Source organism: Streptomyces sp. NBC_00442 (assembly GCF_036014195.1).
GTDB lineage: Bacteria > Actinomycetota > Actinomycetes > Streptomycetales > Streptomycetaceae > Streptomyces.
The window spans coordinates 5,614,451-5,633,295 of the sequence record NZ_CP107918.1 but is presented as its reverse complement, the minus strand read 5'-3'; the positions used below and the strand labels follow the sequence as shown (position 1 = coordinate 5,633,295).

Sequence of the window (18,845 nt, the reverse complement as noted above, 5' to 3'; positions counted from 1 at the left end):
GGCGCCGTGACTATGGTTTTTCTCGTAGGCGCAATCGAGAAACCCCGAGGGAAGAACGGAGGAGCCACGCCATCAGGATCGCCCGGACGTGCGATACGAGTCCGGGTACCGCAGGACATCGCGACAGTGAGGTGGTCTCCGGTCAAGCAACTGCGATCCCCGCACCCCCGACGCCATACCGGTCGGGTCCGCGGAAACAGCGAGTCGGCGCAGGACCACGGCCGGCAGATGGTGTAACCGTTCCTTCGGGGCTCCGGTGCCACAGGGCACCGGAGCCCCTCAACGTGTTTCACGGAGAGGTGCAAATGACAGCAGACGACTTCAACGGCCGTCTCGACGACGACGACTATCCCGCCTACACCATGGGCAGGGCCGCCGAAATGCTCGGCACCACCCAGGGCTTCCTGCGCGCCATCGGCGAAGCCCGCCTCATCACCCCGCTGCGCTCCGCCGGGGGCCACCGCCGCTATTCGCGCTACCAGCTGCGCGTCGCCGCCCGAGCCCGCGAACTCGTCGACCAGGGCACACCCATCGAGGCCGCCTGCCGGATCGTCATCCTTGAGGACCAGCTCGAAGAGGCCCAGCGCATCAACGCCGAATACCGCCGCGCCGCCGACTCGCTGAATTCGTAGGCCGCGTCCACGGGCTCGTCGCTCCGGCGCGGCCCGCACCCCCGCCCCAGGTCCACCGCGACGACCGGGGCGGGAGCGGCCGGTCGATCACCGGGGCCGGCCGTGCACGGCTCAGTCGGTGCCGTCCTGCGACGCCGACTTGTCGTGCCACTTGGGATCGTTCTCCCACTCCAGGTTCCGCTCCTGCGCGTTCTGCATCGCGTGCTCGGCCTCCTCACGGCTCTGGTACGGGCCGAAGCGGTCCTTGGCCGGGCACTCCGGGCCCTCCTCGACCTTGTGGTGGGTCAGGCAGTAGTACCACTCGCCGGGCTTGCCGACGGTGCGCCTCTTGAACAGAGCCATGGGGTGCCTCTTCCTGGAACGGTGGACCGGGAGGGTGGACCGGAACCGGGTGGACCGGAACCGGGACCGGGTGGACCGGGGACCCGGGCGGACCGGGACCGGGCGCCCCGGGGACAGGTGCCCCGAGGACCTCGAAGCCATGCTGCCCCACACCCGCTGGATAGACTCGCCGGCATGTCTGGCCAGCCGAAGTCGCAGTCCCTGCTCGCGCCCGGGGAGATCTCTCCGGCCCGTTCCGTCCCGGGCAACATCCGGCGTCCCGAGTACGTCGGGAAGCCCATGCCCACGCCGTACACCGGCCCCGAAGTGCAGACCCCCGAAACCATCGAGCTGATGCGGACCGCGGGCCGGATCGCGGCGCGGGCGATGGAGGAGGCGGCCAAGCACATCGCGCCGGGGGTGACCACGGACGAGCTCGACCGGGTCGCCCACGAGTTCATGTGCGACCACGGTGCCTACCCCTCGACCCTGGGCTACCGCGGCTTCCCCAAGTCGCTGTGCTCCTCCGTGAACGAGGTCATCTGCCACGGCATCCCCGACTCGACCGTCCTGAAGGACGGCGACATCGTGAATCTGGACGTCACCGCGTACATCGGGGGCGTGCACGGCGACAACAACGCCACGTATTTCTGCGGCGACGTCGACGAGGAGTCCAGGCTGCTGGTCGAGCGGACCCGGGAGTCCCTGGACCGCGCGATCAAGGCCGTCCGGCCCGGCCGCCAGATCAACATCATCGGCCGCGTCATCGAGTCGTACGCCAAGCGCTTCGGCTACGGCGTCGTACGGGACTTCACGGGCCACGGGATCAGCACGGCCTTCCACTCCGGGCTCATCGTGCCGCACTACGACGCCCCGCACGCCACGACCGTGATCAAGCCGGGCATGACCTTCACCATCGAGCCGATGCTGACGCTCGGGACCCACGAGTACGACATGTGGGAGGACGGCTGGACGGTCGTCACCAAGGACCGCAAGCGGACGGCCCAGTTCGAGCACACGCTGGTGGTGACGGAGACCGGCACGGAGATCCTCACCCTGCCGTGACCCCGGCCCGGGGCCATTTTTCTCGCACGTGTCATGCCGTGGCCGAGCGGGTACATTTTTACCGACAGGACGTCGGGAACCCATTGGCTTAGGTAACCCTAACCTGGGACGATCCGATTGGTCCCCGCACCCTCGGTCCCCGGAGGCCCGCCTTGACCACGCCCGTGACCACGCCGTTCTCCACGATGATCCGCACCGCGTCGCACGAACAGCACACGGAGGCGGAGACCTCGACGTTCATGGGGGACCTGCTGGGCGGCCGGCTCGGCGTCGACGCCTACGCCCGCTACACCGAGCAGCTCTGGTTCGTGTACCGGGCCCTGGAGGAAGCCGCGGCGGCGCTCACCGACGACCCGGTGGCCGGGCCTTTCATCCAGCCGGCGTTGATGCGCACGGCCGAGCTGGAGCGGGACCTGGCCCATCTGCGCGGGCCCGACTGGCAGCGCACGGCCACCCCGCTGCCCTCGACGGCCGCGTACGCCGAGCGCGTCGCGGAGTGCGCGCGGACGTGGCCGGCCGGATATGTGGCCCACCACTACACCCGCTACCTCGGCGACCTGTCGGGCGGCCAGATCATCCGCGACAAGGCGGAGCGCACGTGGGGGTTCGCCCGCAAGGGCGACGGCGTGCGGTTCTACGTCTTCGAGGGGATCGCCAACCCGGCGGCGTTCAAGCGGGGTTACCGCGAGCGGCTCGATGCGCTGGCGGTGGACGAGCTGGAGAAGCGGCGGGTCGTCGACGAGTGCAAGCGGGCTTTCGCTTTGAACACGGCTGTGTTCAGGGAGCTCGGAGAGGAGTTTCCCCTCAGCGCGTAGCGCTCCGCGGGGGGTGGCGGTTTCGCGCAGTTCCCCGCACCCCTTGAACGGCCTGTTTTCGGGTGCGGGCCGCGCGTGGCCGCTCGCGCAGTTCCCCGCGCCCCTTAACTACTCGGTGCCGGCCCGCACGGGCATAGTCAGCCCGTCCGGCAATTGAGGACGAGCGCCCTTTAGGCGCGATACGGGGTCTGGGGCGGAGCCCCAGGGAGGGGTGTTCGGCTCGATTTGTGGCCCCGTTGTGATCGGTGAGAGCTGAATCACGCACCCAGTGGGTATCGGTCAGGTAAGGCTCGGTTAAGTTAGGTCCGCCTCAGTCGACCTGTCGACCCTGAACCCAGCGTGGAGCCCGCATGCGACCCGTCCGTACTTCCGTCGTCACCGCCGCCGCGGCCGTCGCGGCCCTGACCGCCGTCACGGGCTGCGCCGACAAGAGCGATGCCAAGGCCGGCGGCGCCGACGGCTCCGTCCAGGTGACGGCCACCGACAGCGCCTGCAAGCTGTCGAAGACCGACTTCCCGGCCGGGCACGTCAAGTTCGACATCGAGAACAAGGGCTCCAAGGTCACCGAGGTCTACCTGCTGTTCCCGGACGACCGCATCGTCGCCGAGCGCGAGAACATAGGCCCCGGCCTCAAGCAGCAGCTCACCGCCGAGGTGAAGGCCGGCTCGTACGAGGTCGCCTGCAAGCCCGGCATGAAGGGCGACGGCATCCGCCAGAAGGTCACCATCACCGGCGGCACCGCCGTCAAGCGCAACCCGCAGCTGGACGCGGCCGTCGCCGAGTACCGCAAGTACGCGCAGGAGCAGGCCGACGAGACCCTGCCCAAGGTCAAGGTCTTCACCGACGCGGTGCGGGCCGGCGACGTGGACGCCGCCAAGAAGGCGTTCGCCCCCTCGCGCCTGGGCTGGGAGCGCACCGAGCCGGTCGCGGAGTCCTTCGGTGACATCGACCCGAAGACCGACACCCGCGAGGACGGCCTGGAGAAGGGCCAGAAGTGGACCGGCTGGCACCGGCTGGAGAAGTCCCTCTGGGTCGACGGCAAGATCGGCGACGACGAGAAGGCCCTCGCCACCGAGCTGGACAAGGACCTGACCGACTGGCAGAAGCGGGTCGGCACCGCCGAGATCACCCCGACCTCGATGGCCAACGGCGCCAAGGAACTCCTCGACGAGGTCGCCACCGGCAAGATCACCGGTGAGGAGGACCGCTACAGCCACACCGACCTGTCCGACTTCAAGGGCAACGTCGAGGGCGCGCAGAAGGCGTACGAGCTGCTCAAGCCGGTCGCCGCGAAGAACGACGCGGCGCTCACCACCGAGCTTGACAAGCAGTTCGCCTCCCTGAACACCCTTCTCGACAAGTACCGCACGGACAAGACCTCCTACGATTTCACTTCGTACGACAAGGTGAGCGATGGTGACCGCAAGCAGCTTTCCGACGCCGTGAACGCGCTCGCCGAGCCGCTCTCGAAGCTCGCCGCAGCCGTCGCGAAGTAACACCGCAGCCAGGAGGAGAACCGTCATGAGCGACACGACCGATGCCACGGGGACCGGTAGGTCCCCCTCACGCCGGGCGCTGCTCGGCTGGGGCGGGGCGGGGCTCGCGCTGGGCGCCGCCGCGGCCGGTGGCACGGTCGCCGTCGTGAAGGGCGGTGGAAGCGACGCGGTGCCCGCCGCCGACACGGGCGCCGCGGTGCCCTTCCACGGCGACCACCAGGCCGGCATAGCCACCGCCGTCCAGGACCGGCTGCACTTCGCGTCCTTCGACGTGACGACGAAGGACCGCGCCGAGCTGGTCCAGCTGCTCAAGGACTGGACGGTGGCGGCCGCCGCGATGACCGAGGGCAAGACGGTCGGCGAGGGCGCCTACGGCGGTCTCGCCGAGGCGCCGCCGGACGACACCGGCGAGGCGCTCGGCCTCAGGCCCTGCCGGCTGACCCTGACCTTCGGCGTCGGCCCCTCCCTCTTCGCCAAGGACCGCTTCGGCCTGGAGGGCAAGCGGCCCGAGGCGCTCGTCGACATCGAGCAGTTCCCCGGCGACAACCTCGAACCGGGGCGCAGCGGCGGCGACCTGTGCGTCCAGGCCTGCGCCGACGACCCGCAGGTGGCGGTGCACGCGATCCGCAACCTGGCCCGCATCGGCATGGGCAAGGTCGCCATCCGCTGGTCGCAGCTCGGCTTCGGCAAGACGTCGTCGACGACGCCGGACGCGCAGACCCCGCGCAACATGATGGGCTTCAAGGACGGCACCCGGAACGTCTCGGGCACCGACACCAAGGCGCTCGACGACCACGTGTGGGTCGGCGCCAAGGACGGCTCCGCCTGGATGACCGGCGGCTCCTACCTGGTGGCCCGCCGCATCCGCATGCACATCGAGACGTGGGACCGCACCTCGCTCCAGGAGCAGGAGGACGTCTTCGGCCGCGACAAGGGCGAGGGCGCCCCGGTCGGCAAGGCCAAGGAGCGCGACGAGCCGTTCCTGAAGGCGATGAAGCCGACCGCGCACGTCCGCCTCGCGCACCCCGACTCCAACGACGGCGTACGCATCCTGCGCCGCGGCTACTCCTTCACGGACGGCACGGACGGCCTCGGCCGCCTGGACGCGGGCCTGTTCTTCCTTGCGTACCAGCGTGACGTGCGCAAGGGGTTCCTGCCGCTCCAGCGCTCCCTGGCCCGCCATGACGCGCTCAACGAATACATCCAGCACGTGGGTTCGGCGATTTTCGCGGTCCCGCCGGGCGTCCGCGACAAGGGCGACTGGTGGGGCCGGGGACTCTTCGGCTGAGAGGAAGACATGTTCGCCAACTATCTGATCGGCCTGCGCGAGGGACTCGAAGCGAGCCTCGTCGTGTGCATCCTGGTCGCCTACCTGGTCAAGACCGGCCGCAGGGACGCCCTGAAGCCGGTGTGGGCCGGCATCGCGGTAGCCGTGATCGTCGCGTTCGCGTTCGGTGCGGGTCTCGAATTCGGCTCCCAGGAAATGACCTTCAAGGCGCAGGAGGGGCTCGGCGGTTCGCTGTCGATCATCGCCGTGGGCCTGGTCACCTGGATGGTCTTCTGGATGCGGCGCACCGCGCGGCACCTGAAGAGCGAGCTCCAGGGCAAGCTCGACTCGGCGCTCCTGATGGGCACCGGGGCGCTCGTGGCGACCGCGTTCCTCGCGGTGGGCCGTGAGGGCCTGGAGACCGCGCTGTTCGTGTGGACCTCGGTGCACGCGGCGGGTTCCGAGAACGGCACCGCCCAGCCGATGATCGGCGCCCTGCTGGGCCTCGCCACCGCGGTGTTCCTCGGCTGGCTGTTCTACCGCGGCGCCCTGAAGATCAACCTGGCGAAGTTCTTCACGTGGACCGGTGGCATGCTGGTGGTCGTCGCGGCGGGCGTCCTCGCGTACGGGGTGCACGACCTGCAGGAGGCCGACTTCCTGCCGGGCATCAACTCCCTTGCCTTCGACATCAGTTCGACGATCCCGCCGGACAGCTGGTACGGCACTCTCCTCAAGGGTGTCCTCAACTTCCAGCCCGACCCGACCGTCCTCCAGTCGATCGTCTGGGTCCTGTACCTGATCCCCACGCTCGGCCTGTTCTTCGCCCCGGTAGGGTTCCGGAAGTCCGTGGGGGCTGCGAACGTCGAGGGACAGAAGGCGGTTCATGAGCAGGGTGGGTCGGCTGACGGCGGGGCTCGTGACGGCGACCGTATTGACGGTGACCGCGAGCGGCTGCGTGACGGTGCACGGGGAGCGGGAAGTCGTACCGTCGGCGACGAGGGCTGAGGCGGCCCAGGCGCTCACCGACTTCACCGACGCCTACAACCGGGCCAACAAGGCCTACGACCCGGCCCTCGACGCGGGCCGGGTCACCGGCGCGTTCGGCGCGACGACACAGGCCGGCTTCTCGGTCCGCCATGTGACGAGCCCGTCCGGCAACGCGCGGTACACCCCGCTGGCGCTGGGCGACACCGCGTACGCGATACCCAAGCAGGCCGGCTGGCCGCGCTGGTTCGTCGCCGACACCGACTCCAACCGCGACCAGGACGACAAGGGTCCCGGGGACACGCGCTGGCTGCTCCTCTTCACGCGCGGCGGGCCCGACCAGGGGTGGAAGCTGGCCTACCTGTCGGTCCTCGGCGCGGGTGACGTGCCCGCCTTCAAGAAGGACAAGGACGGCTGGGCGGAGCCGGTGCGGGCGGGCGACACCTCGCTCGCGGTCGCGCCGAAGGAGCTCAGCGCGGACTACGCGTCCTATCTCCAGGGCGGGAAGCCTCCCGTCTTCGCGGACGGCGAGCACACCAGTGGCTGGCGGGAGGCGCGGCGCAAGGACGCGGTGCGGTCGGGGCGGGTCAGCCAGTTCATCGACCAGCCGCTGTCCGAGGGGGACTTCGCGCCGCTGTCCTTGCGGACGGCCGACGGGCGGGCCCTGGTCTTCTTCGCCGCCCGGCACTTCGAGCGGCAGACCGTGGCGAAGGGGGTCCGCCTGGACATCACCCCCGACGAGAAGGCCCTCCTGACGGGCCGGGCCACGTCGTCCCTGACCCGGGAGTGGATCTCGAACGAGCTGGCGCTGGTGCCGGCGAAGGGGGAAGTTCTGGTGGCGAACCGGGTGCAGGGCCTGGTGGGCGTGCGAGGCGAATAGCCCTCGCCCAGCTCCCCGCGCCCCGTGCAAACCCCGGTTCATCTGCGGACCGTGCCCGCTTCTCGCGCAGTTCCCCGCGCCCCTAGAAACTCGGTTCGCTTTCGGGTGCGGCCCGGTGGGGGGTGGTCGCGCAGTGCCCCGCGCCCCTGACCCCGCCTTCGTCCGCGGACCGTGCCCGCGTCCCGCGCAGTTCCCCGCGCCCCTTAACCACTCGGTGCCGGGCAGGATGGGCAACCTCAGCCCGACGAGCGCCCTTAAGGCGCGAACGGGGTCCGGGGCGGAGCCCCAGGGGGCCGAGCCTCTCGACCCGCCGCACGGGCGGGTGGGTGGGAAAACGGGCGAACGGGGTCCGGGGCGGAGCCCCAGGGGGGTCAGCGGCCCAGGGGCCAGGCGGCGGCGTGGGGGCCGGCCTCTCCCGCGTAGCGGGCACACGCGTCCGTCAACGCCTCAAGCACCGTCAGCGGATCCGGAAGCCCATGCTCCGGCCCCCGCACCCAGGCCACCTCAAGCTCCCCCGGCAATCGCGCAGGCGGCACGAGCACATAGCTCCCCCGGCAGTGCCACCGCAGCCCAGGATGCTCGTCCATCGTCTCGGGATGGCAGTCGAGCTCGCAGGGCCACCACTCGTCCTCGTCCTCGGGCGTGCCCCGCGTCGCGGTGAAGAACAGCATCCGCCCGTGGTCGCCCTCGCCGGCCGCCTCGGCGACGGGACCGACGTCGATCCCCTCGGACAGCAGCCGGGCCAGCGCCTCGCGCCCCGCGTCGAGCGGTACGTCGAGCACGTCGTGGACCATGCCGGTCGCGGTGATGAAATTGGCCTCGGGCTGGCCGAGCGCCCACCGTTCGATCTGGGCGGGGTCGGTCGTCGACTGCGTCTGCCAGGCGAAGGAGACGGGGTGGCGGGCGGGCGTGGGACATCCGACGCGCTCGCAGGAACACCGGAAACCCACGGGGTACGCGGCGGGCGCGAGCGGCAGACCGGCGGCGGCCACGGCCAGCAGCAGCCCGAGGCGGCCCTGGTCCGCGCCCGGAACGTCCTTGGGCCGCCTGCGCAGCCAGCGGGACAGTTTGCTCTCCTCGCCGCGGGAACGGCCGAACTCGGCGCCCATCTATCCCCTCACCTCACGGTCGACCCCAAGGGACTCTCGTCCACGCTGAACATCGTCCCACCATCCTGCTCCCCGGGTGACCGCACCGGACATCCGGGGGGTGTGACATGGCCCGCCCATGACCTGCGGGCGGCCCGCGCATGGCCGGAGCACGACGAATCGGGGCCGGGGCCGCACACGTGAGCTACGGCACAGCGCGCGTACCGCCGGTACGGCAGGCGCGGCAGAGGCGTACGGCGACGTGCGTGCCGTGGACGTACGGATGAACCGCACGGGCCAGGAGAAAAACACCCGGACGGTGCACTGCGCGGACGCCCGCCACGGCGGACCATGGGCTGCACGCGGCTGCACGACCGTGCGGCCCAAGTCGCCCGTGAGGAGCCCTCATTGCCTCCTGCAGCCCGTGACCTCCGTACCCCGAGAACCGCCAGACCCCGGCGCTATCTGATGTGCCCACCGGCACACTTCAAGGTCACGTACTCCATCAACCCCTGGATGGACCCCGAGAAGCCCGTCGATCTGCCGCTGGCCCTGGCCCAGTGGGAGGACCTGCGCGACCGCTACCGCGCGCTCGGCCACACCGTCGAACTGCTCGACCCCCGCCCCGACCTGCCCGACATGGTCTTCGCCGCCAACGGCGCGACCGTGATCGACGGCCGCGTGCTCGGCGCCCGCTTCGCGCATGCCGAGCGGGCGGCGGAGGCCGAGGTCCACCGCGACTGGTTCCGCGCGCACGGCTTCGCCACCGTCCACGAGCCGGCCCACATCAACGAGGGCGAGGGAGACTTCGCCGTCACGGACTCCTATGTGCTGGCCGGCCGCGGCTTCCGTTCGAGCCCGCTCTCGCACGACGAGGCGCAGGAGTTCTTCGGCCGCCCCGTCATCGGCCTCGACCTGGTGGATCCGCGCTACTACCACCTGGACACGGCCCTGTGCGTCCTCGACGACACGGCCGACGAGATCATGTACTACCCGCCGGCCTTCTCCCCCGGCAGCCGGGCCGTGCTGTCCAGGCTCTTCCCGCACGCCCTGATCGCCGAGGAACCGGACGCCGCGGCCCTCGGGCTCAACGCGGTGAGCGACGGCCGCAACGTCCTGCTCCCCCAGGGCGCCGTCGGCCTGTACGACCCGCTGCGCGCACGGGGCTACGAGCCGATCGGCATGGATCTGGGCGAGCTGCTCAAGGGCGGCGGCAGCGTGAAGTGCTGCACGCAGGAACTGCGTCCCTGACCGGCCCGGCCGGCCGGAAGCTCGAAGCCGGAAGCTAGCTAGGAGGAGGAGTCCGGGTCCTCGGAGTGGGGTGGCCACGCGTCGCCCCACTCCGCGTCCCGGGCCGCCCGGTACAGCGGGCCGTGCCGCTTGCTGACCGTCTCGCGGCCCAGTCGCTCGTCCCGTACGCACAGGTCGAGCAGCACCTGGCCCTTGCGGATCTGGGGCCGCCGGGTGATCCGCGCGGGGACGGGCGCCGGCGGGAAACGGGTGGCGGCGACATAGCTGAACTTCTCGTCCTCGAAGGCGAGGGAGCCGCCCTTGACCTGGCGGTGCAGGGAGGAGCGGCTGACGCGGGCCGAGAAGTGGCACCAGTCGGTGCCGGGCTCGATGGGGCAGGCGGCGCTGTGCGGGCACGGCGCGGCGATGTGCAGCCCCGCCGCGATCAGCCGGTCGCGTGCCTCGATGACGCGGGCGTAGCCGTCGGGGGTGCCCGGCTCCACGATGAGGACGGCTCCGGTGGCGGCGCCGGCCGCCGCGTCCACCAGGGTGCGCCGGTCGTCGGCGGTGAGTTCGTTCAGGACGTACGAGACGGTGACGAGGTCGGCACCGTCCAGGGTGAGGGCCGAGCCGATGCGGGCGCGCTCCCACCGGGCGGTGCGCAGCCCCGGCAGCCCGGAGGCCTCGGCGAGTTCACGGCCGACGGCGAGCGCGGGCTCCGCCCAGTCGAGGACCGTGGTGGCGACGGGTGACGTCGCGTCCTGCCATGCCTCGGCGACCGCCCAGCTCGCGGATCCGGTGCCGCCGCCGATGTCGGTGTGGGTGGCGGGGGTCCACGGCCCGGCCGCGTCCCGGAACGCGTCGAGGGCGGCGCGTACCGCCTCGAAGGTGGCGGGCATGCGGTACGCGGCGTACGCGGCGACGTCGGAGCGGTCGCGCAGCACGGGGGCGTGGGTGGGGACGACGCCGCGGTAGTGGCTGATCAGCCGGTCGACGGCGCCCGCGGTCCCCGAGGGCGGCAGCCCGTCGAGCAGTCCGGCCAGGGCCGAGCGCAGGACGTCCGGGATGGGGAGGGAGTGGTTCACCGGGGGGAGTCTACTTTTGCCCCGGCGCCCCGTTGCGCGCCGCCGGGGCGGCGGCCGCGGCGAGCGGCTCGTGTCCGCGCTGCCAGGGGCGGCACAGGAGCAGGAAGCACAGCAGCGCGGCGACCGCGGAGGCGAGCTGCACGACCGCCATGGGTACGGCGGTGGCGTCGCCCGCGATGCCGACGAGCGGCGAGGCCACGGCGCCGACCAGGAAGGAGGAGGTGCCGAGCAGTGCGGAGGCGGAGCCGGCGGCGTTCGGGGTGCGCATCAGGGCCTGGGCGTTGGTGTTGGGCATCGCCAGACCCATCGCCGACATCAGCACGAACAGGCCGGCCGCGATCGGCGCGAGGCCCACGTCGCCGAACGCTCCGGACGTCATGAGGAGCAGGGCGGTGGCCGCCAGGGTGATCACGGCGAGGCCGAGGCCGAGCGCCTTGTCGAGGCTGACGCGGCCGATGAGGAGCTTGCCGTTGATCTGGCCGACGACGACGAGGCCGACCGAGTTCAGGCCGAACAGCAGCGAGAAGGTCTGCGGGGACGCGCCGTAGATCTCCTGCACCACGAACGGCGAGGCCGATATGTAGGCGAACAGCGCGGCGAAGGCGAAGCCGCCCGCGAGCATGTAGCCGGTGAACACGCGGTCCTTGAGCAGCCCGCCCATGGTGCGCAGCGCCTCGCCCACCCCGCCGGAGTGGCGGCGCTCCGCGGGCAGCGTCTCGTGCAGCCATGTGAAGACGACGGCGGTGAGCACGGCCCCGATGACGGTCAGGACGGCGAAGACGCCCCGCCAGTCGGTCAGCCGCAGCACCTGTCCGCCGATCAGCGGGGCGACCACGGGCGCGACGCCGGATATCAGCATCAGGGTGGAGAAGAACCGGGCCATCTCGACCCCGTCGTAGAGGTCGCGCACCACGGCTCGGGCGATGACGATGCCGGCGGCTCCGGCCAGGCCCTGCAACAGGCGGAAGGCGATGAGCAGTTCGATGTCGGGCGCGAACGCGCACACCGCGGTGGCCAGGACGTACACGATCATGCCGACGAGGAGCGGGCGGCGCCGCCCCCACTTGTCGCTCATGGGCCCGACGACGAGCTGGCCGAGCGCCATGCCGGCCAGGCACGCGGTGAGGGTGAGCTGGACGGTCGCGGCGGGCGCGCGCAGCGCGTCGGTGACCTCGGGCAGCGCCGGCAGGTACATGTCCATGGACAGCGGCGGGAGCGCGGTGAGCCCGCCGAGGACGAGCGTGACGAGGAGGCTCGTGCGGCGGACGGCCGCGGTGGCCGCGGGGGGCCTGCCGGCCGGACCTGTCCCGGCGGGCGCCGCGTCGGCCGTGGTCGGTATGGGGGTCGAGGGGGTCGACAGGGGGCCCTGGCCGTCCTGGCCGCCGCGCTCCGGCATCGAGGTATCTCCTTGAAAGTTGCAACGAATGACCATCGTCGCAGCCCGCTCGCGGTGGCGGGACCACCCGGACCGTGACGGGGGGGAGGGACGGGTCACACCGGTCCGGCCGACGGCGCGCGGCTCCCACATCGCGGACGTGCCGTCTCACGAAACGCGCCCTCCCGTACGCTCCGTGGCCATGGACATCACCTCGCAGAAGTCTGCCGTCGTGACCGGGGCCGGGTCCGGCATCGGCCGCTCCGTGGCGCTCGCGCTGGCCGGCGCGGGCTGGTCGGTGGCGCTGGCGGGGCGCCGCGCCGAGGCGCTCGACGAGACCGCCGCGCTGGCGGGCCCCACGGCCCGCGTCCTGAGCGTAGTGACGGACGTGACCTCACCGGACGACGTGAACGCGCTGTTCTCGGCGGCGCTCTCGGCGCACGGGCGGCTGGATCTGCTCTTCAACAACGCGGGCACGTTCGGGCCCGGCGGGGTGCCCGTCGAGGACCTGTCCTACGAGGCGTGGCGCTCGGTCGTGGACGTGAATCTGACCGGCGCCTTCCTCTGCGCCCAGGCGGCGTTCCGCGCGATGAAGGAGCAGACCCCCCAGGGTGGCCGGATCATCAACAACGGGTCGATCTCGGCGCACGCACCCCGGCCGAACTCGGTGGCGTACACGGCGACCAAGCACGCGATGACCGGACTGACCAAGTCGCTCTCCCTGGACGGCCGCCCGTACCGGATCGCCGTGGGACAGATCGACATCGGCAACGCCGCGACCGAGATGACGCAGCGCATGCAGACCGGCATCCCGCAGGCCAACGGGGAGCTGGCGGTGGAGCCGGTGATGGACGCGCGGGACGTGGCGCGCACGGTGGTGCACATGGCGGAGCTGCCGCTGGAGGCGAACATCCAGTTCGCGACCGTGCTCGCCACGACGATGCCGTACATCGGGCGCGGCTGAGCGCACCTCCGCGTACGGCTGGGACCCTCCGCGTCCGACCACGCCGGGGTGGCCGGAATAGGCGCGCGGGATGGGGAGTTGGGCCGGTCATGACGAACGACACGCAGCCCGGGATCCTCCGCTACACCGCCTTCGCGAGCGACCCCGCCGGGGGCAACCCGGCCGGGGTCGTCCTGGACGCCGCCGGGCTCGACGACGCCGCGATGCTGGCGATCGCCGCCACGCTCGGCTACAGCGAGTCGGCGTTCTTGACGGCGCCGCCGCAGGGGCTCGGGGAGCCGGGCCGCGCGTTCACGCTGCGGTTCTTCAGCCCGAAGGCCGAGGTGCCGTTCTGCGGGCACGCCACCGTGGCGACGGCGATCGCGCTGGGCGAGCGGATCGGGACCGGGGAGCTGACGTTCGCGACACCTGCCGGCACGGTGCCGGTGACCGTCGCCCACGACCCGGCGAGCGGCCGCCTTCGCGCCACCCTGACCAGCGTCGAGCCGCACTCCGAGCCGGTCGGGGCGGAGGATCTCGCCGAGGCGTTGGCCGCCCTCGACTGGCCGGCCGGGGATCTCGACCCCGCGATCGCGCCCCGGATCGCGTTCGCCGGCGCCCGCCATCTGGTCCTGGGCGCGGCCACCCGCGAACGCCTCGCGGACCTGGCGTACGACGTCGACCGGCTGACGGCGCTGATGCACCGGCTCGACCTGACCACCGTCCAGCTCGTGTGGCGCGCCTCGGACTCGGTGTTCCACGTCCGCGATCCGTTCCCGGTCGGCGGCGTCGTGGAGGACCCGGCCACGGGGGCGGCGGCCGCCGCGTTCGGGGCGTACGCGCGTGAACTGGGCCTGGTCGCCGAGGAGTCGGTGCTGACCCTGTACCAGGGCGAGGACCTCGGCCGTCCCGGCGAGCTCACGGTGACGCTGCACGCGGGCGATCCCCGGGTGCGGGTGAGCGGCGTGGGCACGCGCATCACGGCGTGAGCGACGGCGGGCCCGGCCGGGACGGGACGGGTCAGGCCTGACCGGTCTCGAAGCGGCTGATCCTGCCGTCGCCGTCGACGGTGAAGCGCCAGGCGGTGCGCATCTCGCCCCACGTGTCGTTGCGGTAGTTGGCGACCAGGGCGAGCCCGTCGCGGGTCTGGTTCTCGATGTCCATGTGGCCGCCGGAGGAGAAGATCTCGCGCTCGGTCCAGTCGGCGACGTCGCGGTCCGCGCCGTCGTCGGACATGGTGGCTCCGGGGGCCAGGGCCGCGGTGAAGGCATCGCGGTCACCGGAGTTGAGGGCGCCGACGAAGGCCCGTACGGCCGGGTCGGTCAGCTTGTCGATGGCGATGGTCACGATCTCTCCCGGTCGGTGGGGCTGTCGGTGAGCCTGTCGGTGGTGCCGGCTGTGGTGCTGTCGGTGGGTGCCCGGCTGTGGTGCCGTCGGCGGGTGTCGGCCGTGGTGCGTGCTGGGGAGCGTCTGCGGGACGTACACCGCCGCACCGTCGCGGTGCTGCCCCTCCACGTCCGCGCGGGCCGCCTCAGCCAAGTTGCCCGAGCATGCCGGTGACGGAGTTGAGCGCGGTGTGCAGCGAAGGAGCCACGGCCGTATCGGCGAGACAGAAACCGAATCCGGCGCAGATGAGCGCGTGGGACAGCTTGGTGCCGCCTTTGCGCCAGAGGAAGAGGGCGCCCGCTGCGAGCGCGAGCATCACGGGAAAGTGCAGGGAAGGCACGGCGTTTCACCTCGTGTCCCCGAGTCGACGTGTGCGGCACCCGCCGCATGGTCGGAGCGCGGCTTCCGGTCGGTGCCGCAGATCACGCTACGACCGCGGGGGGCGTTCCGCCACACGGAGGATGAACGGGCGGTCACACAGGGCGATGGATGCTGGTGGGGGCGGGTGCGCGCGGCGGCTCGGCGGAGTCCTGTCCGGACGGTGTGCCGGGCGCGGCCGCGCCGGGAAGCCGCGGCGCCGGGCCGACCGGAGGCGTACCGGGGGAAACCCTGCGCCGCCGGGCCGGGGCCGCCCCACAAGCCCTCATATACGGACGAGTATCGCCTCAGCCATGGCGTTGCGAGGGCGGTGATGGATACTTCCCTGGGGGTTCGGGGCGCGAGAGCAGTGCGCCGCCGGATGGGGGCGGCAGCGGAGCGAGGGGGCGCTGGTTTCATGAGCAAGGACATCCGGTTCACGGTGTTGGGTGCCGTACGGGTCATGCGCGGTGAGGCCGACTTCGCGACCGGGGCACCCCAGCAGCAGGCCCTGCTCGCGGCGCTGCTCCTGCGGTCGGGGCGGGCCGCGGCCGCCCACGAGCTGATCGCCGCGATCTGGGGAGAAGCGGCGCCGGACTCCGCGCTGGCGAGCCTGCGCACCTACGCGTGGCGGCTGCGGCGGATCGTCGAGGAGGACCGCTCCACGCCCCGGCGCCTGGTCTCCCTGCGGGACGGCTACCAACTGCTCGTCGACCCGGACGCGGTGGACGCGGTGCGCGCCGAGGAGCTGGCGGCCGGCGCCGTACGGGCCAGGGACGCGGGCGACGAGGCGGAGTGCGGCCGCCTGCTGACCGAGGCCCTCGCCCTGTGGCAGGGCGAGCCGCTGGCCGGCGTGCCCGGACCCTTCGCCGAGCAGCAGCGGTCCCGGCTCGTCGCGCTGCGGCTCACCCTCATCGAGGAGCGCTTCGACCACCACCTGCGCGAGAGACGCCACGAGCTGCTCATACCGGAGCTCATCGCCTTCACCCACGAGTACCCGATGCAGGAGCGGCCCTACGGCTTCCTGATGCGGGCGCTGTACGCGACGGGGCGGCAGGCCGAGGCGCTGGCGGCGTTCGGTCGGGCGCGGCACGTGCTGGCCGAGGAACTGGGCATCGACCCGGGGCCCGAACTGTGCGCGCTGCACGAGCGGATCCTCGCGAGCGATCCGCTGCTGCTCGCGGCACCCCGGGAGCGGGGCGTCGTCGCGGTCGAGCCGCCGGCCGCCGAGCCCCCGCAGCGGCCGCCGACCGGGCGGCCGGCCCAACTGCCGCCCGCCACCGCGGACTTCACCGGCCGCGCCGCCGCCCTCGATGCGCTGTGCGACGCGCTCGGAAGCCCGGAGCGGGTCTCGCTCCCGGTGGTCTCCATCACCGGCATGGGCGGCATCGGCAAGAGCACCCTGGCCGTGATGGGTGCGCATCTGGTCAAGCGGCACTTCCCCGACGGACAGCTCTACGTCGATCTGCGCGGCAACAGCCTGGAGCCGGCCGACCCGGGCACCGTGCTCGGCAGCTTCCTCACCGCGCTCGGCGTCCCCGGTCCCGGGGTGCCGACGTCGCCGGAGGACCGCGCCCGGCTGCTGCGCACCACGCTGGACGGCCGCCGGGTCCTGTTGACGCTGGACAACGCCCGCGACCCCGCGCAGATCAGACCGCTGCTGCCGGGGTCCGCCGAGTGCGGGGTGATCGTCACCAGCAGAGCGAGACTCACCGGCCTGCCGGCCACCTTCCAGACCGACCTCGACGTGTTCGACACGGAAGAAGCGCTGGGGCTCCTGCGGGAGGTCGCCGGCGCCCAGCGGGTGGCGGAGGAGCCCGGTGCCGCGGTCGAGCTGGTGGCGCTCTGCGGTCATCTCCCGCTGGCCGTACGGATCATGGCGGCCCGGCTCGCCGCCCGGCCGCGCTGGACCATCGCGTCGATGACCGGCCGGCTCGCCGACGAGCGCCGGCGGATCAGCGAACTGCGGGCCGGTGACCTCGCCGTGGCGGCCGCCTTCGAGCTCGGATACCACCAGCTGACCGGCGATCAGGCGAGCTCGTTCCGGCTGCTCGCGCCGGTCACCCGGGCCGGCATCGGCCTGGAGAGCGCCGCGGCGGCCCTCGGTCTCGACCCGATGGATGCGGAGGAGCTGCTGGAGTCGCTGGTCGACGCGGCCATGCTGGAGGCGCCGCTGCCCAGCCGCTACCGCTACCACGACCTGGTCCGCTCGTTCGCGCTGCAGCTCGGCGGCGAGCACCCGGCGGCGTCCGGGGACGGGCCGGACGGCACGGAGGACGGCACGCGGGAGGGCACGGAGGAGGGCGCGGTCCTGCGCCGGCTGCTCGACCACCTGCTCGCCGGTGCCTGCGCCGCCTTCCAGATCATGGTGCCCGGCGATCCGGTGGGTGCCGTGCTCGGTCACGGCGTCCGGCCCCGTCCGGCCTTCCCCTCCCTGGCCGAGGCGCGCGCCTGGGTGGTGTCGGAGTTCGACTGTGCCACCACCGCGATCGCCCTCGCCGCCCGGAGCACCCCGGGCAGGGACCCGCGCGTCCTGCGCACCGCCGCCGATCTGCTGGTCTGCCTCACCCCGTTCGCGCGGGACGTGTCGTACACCCAACTCGCGGCCGCCGCACGGATGGTGGCGGAGACGGCGGCCCTGCAGGGCGACGACCAGGCCGAGGGGCGGGCCCGGTTCGTGTGCGGCAACGCCGCCCTGCACTTCACCCAGCTCGCCGAGGCCGAGCTGCACGCGCGGCTCGCGACCGACGCCTGCCGACGGGTCGGCGACAAGGTCATCCTGCGGCAGCTGCTCAACGACCGGGGCCTGATCGCCCAGTACCAGCAGCGCTACGGCGACGCGGTCGAATGCTACGACCGGGCGATCGAGCTCGCCCGGGAGCTGGGGCACCGCTCCGGCGAGCTGGTGACCACCCTGAACGCGGCCCACGCGCGGCTGCGCAGTGGTCTGCCGGAGGAAGCCGCCGCCTCCTGCGAGCGGGTGCTGGCCCAACTGCACACGCTGGAGGACCCGCACGGCATCTCCTACGCCTGGTACGTGCACGGCATGGCGATGCACGAGGCCGGCCGGTACCCGGAGGCCGTCACCAGCTTCACCCGGTGCCTGGACATGTGCGGCTCGGCCCGGATCCGCGGGCGCGAGGCGCAGGCGAGGTTCCGGCTGGCCGAGACGCTGCGGGTGCGGGGGTCGCTCGATGTCGCCCTGGCCGAGGCCGAGCGGGCCCTCGCGCTCTGCGAGGAGCTCGGCCTGGAACGCGAGCGCGGGCACTCGCTCCTGGTGATCGGTCAGGTGCTGGCCGACCTCGGGGACCGCGAGGCGGGGCTCGCCCGGCTCAAGGACGCGCAGAGCGTGTTCGCCCGGCTCGGCCTGCCCGAGGCACACGAGGCGACCCGTATCGCCGGGCTGCTCTCCGCCCCGGCCGACGCCTGACCGACGCACGAGCGGCCCGGCGGAAAGTCCGCCGGGCCGCTCCCCTTCGTCGACCGCGCGGTGTTCAGCCGCCCGTGCTGTTCCACTCCTGCGGGTCGGAGGTCCGTCCGCCGCCGCTCACGCCGTCGGCCTGAACGGTGACGGGCCGGTGGTGGTCGACCGCCACGGCCGAGTAGGACGCGGTGCCCAGCAGGACGCCCGCACAGATCGAGGTGACCACAACGGCGGCCCTGCGCTTGATCGAGGTCTTGGGGGAACGCTGCATCATGGGTTGCCGTCCGCTCTGCCGTGGCGTGTTCGTGAGGTGAGTGAGGTCCCGGGCCGGTCCGCCCCGTTCGCTCGTCACCGAGTCTGGCCGCCGCCGATATACAGCCGATATTCGTCGGGTCACGCGCCGTCGCCGGGCCCGTCACGCGACGACGAGCCGGCGTAGATCCCCCTCGGTGACCATCGGTGCCGTGCGGCGGCCGGCCACGGCCCCGCACGTCATC

18 protein-coding genes are annotated in these 18,845 nt (G+C 72.3%); 11 read left to right on the top strand and 7 right to left on the bottom strand.

Annotation, left to right across the window (positions count from 1 at the left end; all coding sequences use genetic code 11):
- Nucleotides 1-305: 305 nt before the first annotated feature.
- Nucleotides 306-632 (top strand): MerR family transcriptional regulator, encoded by a 327-nt coding sequence (locus OG432_RS25275; protein ID WP_328313251.1) that lies wholly within the window; start codon nt 306-308, stop codon nt 630-632.
- Between the two features lie 111 nt (nt 633-743).
- Here OG432_RS25275 and OG432_RS25270 read toward each other — a convergent pair whose 3' ends face one another.
- Nucleotides 744-974, bottom strand: a complete 231-nt coding sequence (locus OG432_RS25270) for a hypothetical protein (protein WP_328313250.1) — start codon at nt 972-974, stop codon at nt 744-746.
- Between the two features lie 174 nt (nt 975-1,148).
- Here OG432_RS25270 and map point away from each other — a divergent pair, with 174 nt between their 5' ends.
- The 6 genes from map (at nt 1,149) to OG432_RS25240 (ending at nt 7,460) form a co-directional block, all read left to right on the top strand.
- Complete coding sequence (gene map / locus OG432_RS25265; protein WP_328313249.1) at nt 1,149-2,018, top strand: type I methionyl aminopeptidase; 870 nt, start codon at nt 1,149-1,151, stop codon at nt 2,016-2,018.
- A gap of 185 nt (nt 2,019-2,203) precedes the next feature.
- The gene (locus OG432_RS25260) at nt 2,204-2,833 is read left to right on the top strand and encodes a biliverdin-producing heme oxygenase (RefSeq protein ID WP_328315230.1); all 630 of its coding nucleotides are present in this window, start codon (nt 2,204-2,206) and stop codon (nt 2,831-2,833) included.
- Nucleotides 2,834-3,183: 350 nt separating this feature from the next.
- The gene (gene efeO / locus OG432_RS25255; protein ID WP_328313248.1) at nt 3,184-4,329 is read left to right on the top strand and encodes an iron uptake system protein EfeO; all 1,146 of its coding nucleotides are present in this window, start codon (nt 3,184-3,186) and stop codon (nt 4,327-4,329) included.
- 25 nt (nt 4,330-4,354) lie between these two features.
- Nucleotides 4,355-5,617, top strand: a complete 1,263-nt coding sequence (gene efeB / locus OG432_RS25250) for an iron uptake transporter deferrochelatase/peroxidase subunit (protein WP_328313247.1) — start codon at nt 4,355-4,357, stop codon at nt 5,615-5,617.
- 9 nt (nt 5,618-5,626) lie between these two features.
- Nucleotides 5,627-6,601: an iron uptake transporter permease EfeU gene (efeU, locus tag OG432_RS25245; RefSeq protein ID WP_328313246.1), complete on the top strand. Its 975-nt coding sequence runs from the start codon at nt 5,627-5,629 to the stop codon at nt 6,599-6,601.
- Nucleotides 6,489-7,460 (top strand): hypothetical protein, encoded by a 972-nt coding sequence (locus tag OG432_RS25240; RefSeq protein ID WP_328315229.1) that lies wholly within the window; start codon nt 6,489-6,491, stop codon nt 7,458-7,460. Before efeU ends, OG432_RS25240 begins: the two co-directional genes overlap by 113 nt.
- Nucleotides 7,461-7,831: 371 nt before the next feature.
- On the opposite strand, the gene OG432_RS25235 is transcribed toward OG432_RS25240, so the two are convergent.
- Nucleotides 7,832-8,569 carry a bifunctional DNA primase/polymerase gene (locus OG432_RS25235; RefSeq protein ID WP_328313245.1) on the bottom strand — a complete coding sequence of 246 codons (738 nt, stop codon included), beginning with the start codon at nt 8,567-8,569 and terminating at the stop codon, nt 7,832-7,834.
- 330 nt (nt 8,570-8,899) lie between these two features.
- Between OG432_RS25235 and ddaH the strand changes: the two genes are divergently transcribed.
- Nucleotides 8,900-9,799: a dimethylargininase gene (gene ddaH / locus OG432_RS25230; protein WP_443058450.1), complete on the top strand. Its 900-nt coding sequence runs from the start codon at nt 8,900-8,902 to the stop codon at nt 9,797-9,799.
- Between the two features lie 38 nt (nt 9,800-9,837).
- Here the strand turns inward: ddaH and OG432_RS25225 are convergent, their stop codons facing one another.
- A complete protein-coding gene (locus tag OG432_RS25225) occupies nt 9,838-10,863 on the bottom strand; it encodes a small ribosomal subunit Rsm22 family protein (RefSeq protein WP_328313243.1) in 1,026 nt (341 codons plus the stop codon).
- Nucleotides 10,864-10,873: 10 nt separating this feature from the next.
- Nucleotides 10,874-12,259, bottom strand: a complete 1,386-nt coding sequence (locus OG432_RS25220) for a Bcr/CflA family multidrug efflux MFS transporter (protein ID WP_328313242.1) — start codon at nt 12,257-12,259, stop codon at nt 10,874-10,876.
- 181 nt (nt 12,260-12,440) lie between these two features.
- On the opposite strand from OG432_RS25220, the gene OG432_RS25215 reads away from it, so the two are divergent.
- Both OG432_RS25215 and OG432_RS25210 read left to right on the top strand, forming a co-directional pair.
- Nucleotides 12,441-13,202, top strand: coding sequence for an SDR family oxidoreductase (locus tag OG432_RS25215; RefSeq protein ID WP_328313241.1), 762 nt, complete (start codon nt 12,441-12,443; stop codon nt 13,200-13,202).
- Between the two features lie 89 nt (nt 13,203-13,291).
- Nucleotides 13,292-14,170, top strand: coding sequence for a PhzF family phenazine biosynthesis protein (locus OG432_RS25210; protein ID WP_328313240.1), 879 nt, complete (start codon nt 13,292-13,294; stop codon nt 14,168-14,170).
- Nucleotides 14,171-14,201: 31 nt separating this feature from the next.
- On the opposite strand, the gene OG432_RS25205 is transcribed toward OG432_RS25210, so the two are convergent.
- Together OG432_RS25205 and OG432_RS25200 are read right to left on the bottom strand one after the other, a co-directional pair.
- Nucleotides 14,202-14,528: a nuclear transport factor 2 family protein gene (locus OG432_RS25205; RefSeq protein WP_328313239.1), complete on the bottom strand. Its 327-nt coding sequence runs from the start codon at nt 14,526-14,528 to the stop codon at nt 14,202-14,204.
- Between the two features lie 184 nt (nt 14,529-14,712).
- A complete protein-coding gene (locus OG432_RS25200) occupies nt 14,713-14,907 on the bottom strand; it encodes a hypothetical protein (RefSeq protein ID WP_328313238.1) in 195 nt (64 codons plus the stop codon).
- A 435-nt stretch (nt 14,908-15,342) separates the two neighbouring features.
- Between OG432_RS25200 and OG432_RS25195 the strand changes: the two genes are divergently transcribed.
- Nucleotides 15,343-18,354: an AfsR/SARP family transcriptional regulator gene (locus tag OG432_RS25195; protein ID WP_328313237.1), complete on the top strand. Its 3,012-nt coding sequence runs from the start codon at nt 15,343-15,345 to the stop codon at nt 18,352-18,354.
- Nucleotides 18,355-18,418: 64 nt separating this feature from the next.
- Here OG432_RS25195 and OG432_RS25190 read toward each other — a convergent pair whose 3' ends face one another.
- Nucleotides 18,419-18,622, bottom strand: coding sequence for a hypothetical protein (locus OG432_RS25190; protein ID WP_328313236.1), 204 nt, complete (start codon nt 18,620-18,622; stop codon nt 18,419-18,421).
- Between the last annotated feature and the right edge of the window lie 223 nt (nt 18,623-18,845).

Bases quoted from the DNA above. Each gene is read 5' to 3' on its own strand.
- ddaH (WP_443058450.1), top strand. From the start codon at position 8,900: ATGGGCTGCACGCGGCTGCACGACCGTGCGGCCCAAGTCGCCCGTGAG.
- OG432_RS25235 (WP_328313245.1), bottom strand. From the start codon at position 8,569: ATGGGCGCCGAGTTCGGCCGTTCCCGCGGCGAGGAGAGCAAACTGTCC.
- efeB (WP_328313247.1), top strand. From the start codon at position 4,355: ATGAGCGACACGACCGATGCCACGGGGACCGGTAGGTCCCCCTCACGC.
- OG432_RS25210 (WP_328313240.1), top strand. From the start codon at position 13,292: ATGACGAACGACACGCAGCCCGGGATCCTCCGCTACACCGCCTTCGCG.
- map (WP_328313249.1), top strand. From the start codon at position 1,149: ATGTCTGGCCAGCCGAAGTCGCAGTCCCTGCTCGCGCCCGGGGAGATC.
- OG432_RS25260 (WP_328315230.1), top strand. From the start codon at position 2,204: ATGATCCGCACCGCGTCGCACGAACAGCACACGGAGGCGGAGACCTCG.
- OG432_RS25270 (WP_328313250.1), bottom strand. From the start codon at position 974: ATGGCTCTGTTCAAGAGGCGCACCGTCGGCAAGCCCGGCGAGTGGTAC.
- OG432_RS25195 (WP_328313237.1), top strand. From the start codon at position 15,343: ATGAGCAAGGACATCCGGTTCACGGTGTTGGGTGCCGTACGGGTCATG.
- OG432_RS25220 (WP_328313242.1), bottom strand. From the start codon at position 12,259: ATGCCGGAGCGCGGCGGCCAGGACGGCCAGGGCCCCCTGTCGACCCCC.
- efeU (WP_328313246.1), top strand. From the start codon at position 5,627: ATGTTCGCCAACTATCTGATCGGCCTGCGCGAGGGACTCGAAGCGAGC.
- OG432_RS25275 (WP_328313251.1), top strand. From the start codon at position 306: ATGACAGCAGACGACTTCAACGGCCGTCTCGACGACGACGACTATCCC.
- OG432_RS25215 (WP_328313241.1), top strand. From the start codon at position 12,441: ATGGACATCACCTCGCAGAAGTCTGCCGTCGTGACCGGGGCCGGGTCC.
- OG432_RS25190 (WP_328313236.1), bottom strand. From the start codon at position 18,622: ATGATGCAGCGTTCCCCCAAGACCTCGATCAAGCGCAGGGCCGCCGTT.
- efeO (WP_328313248.1), top strand. From the start codon at position 3,184: ATGCGACCCGTCCGTACTTCCGTCGTCACCGCCGCCGCGGCCGTCGCG.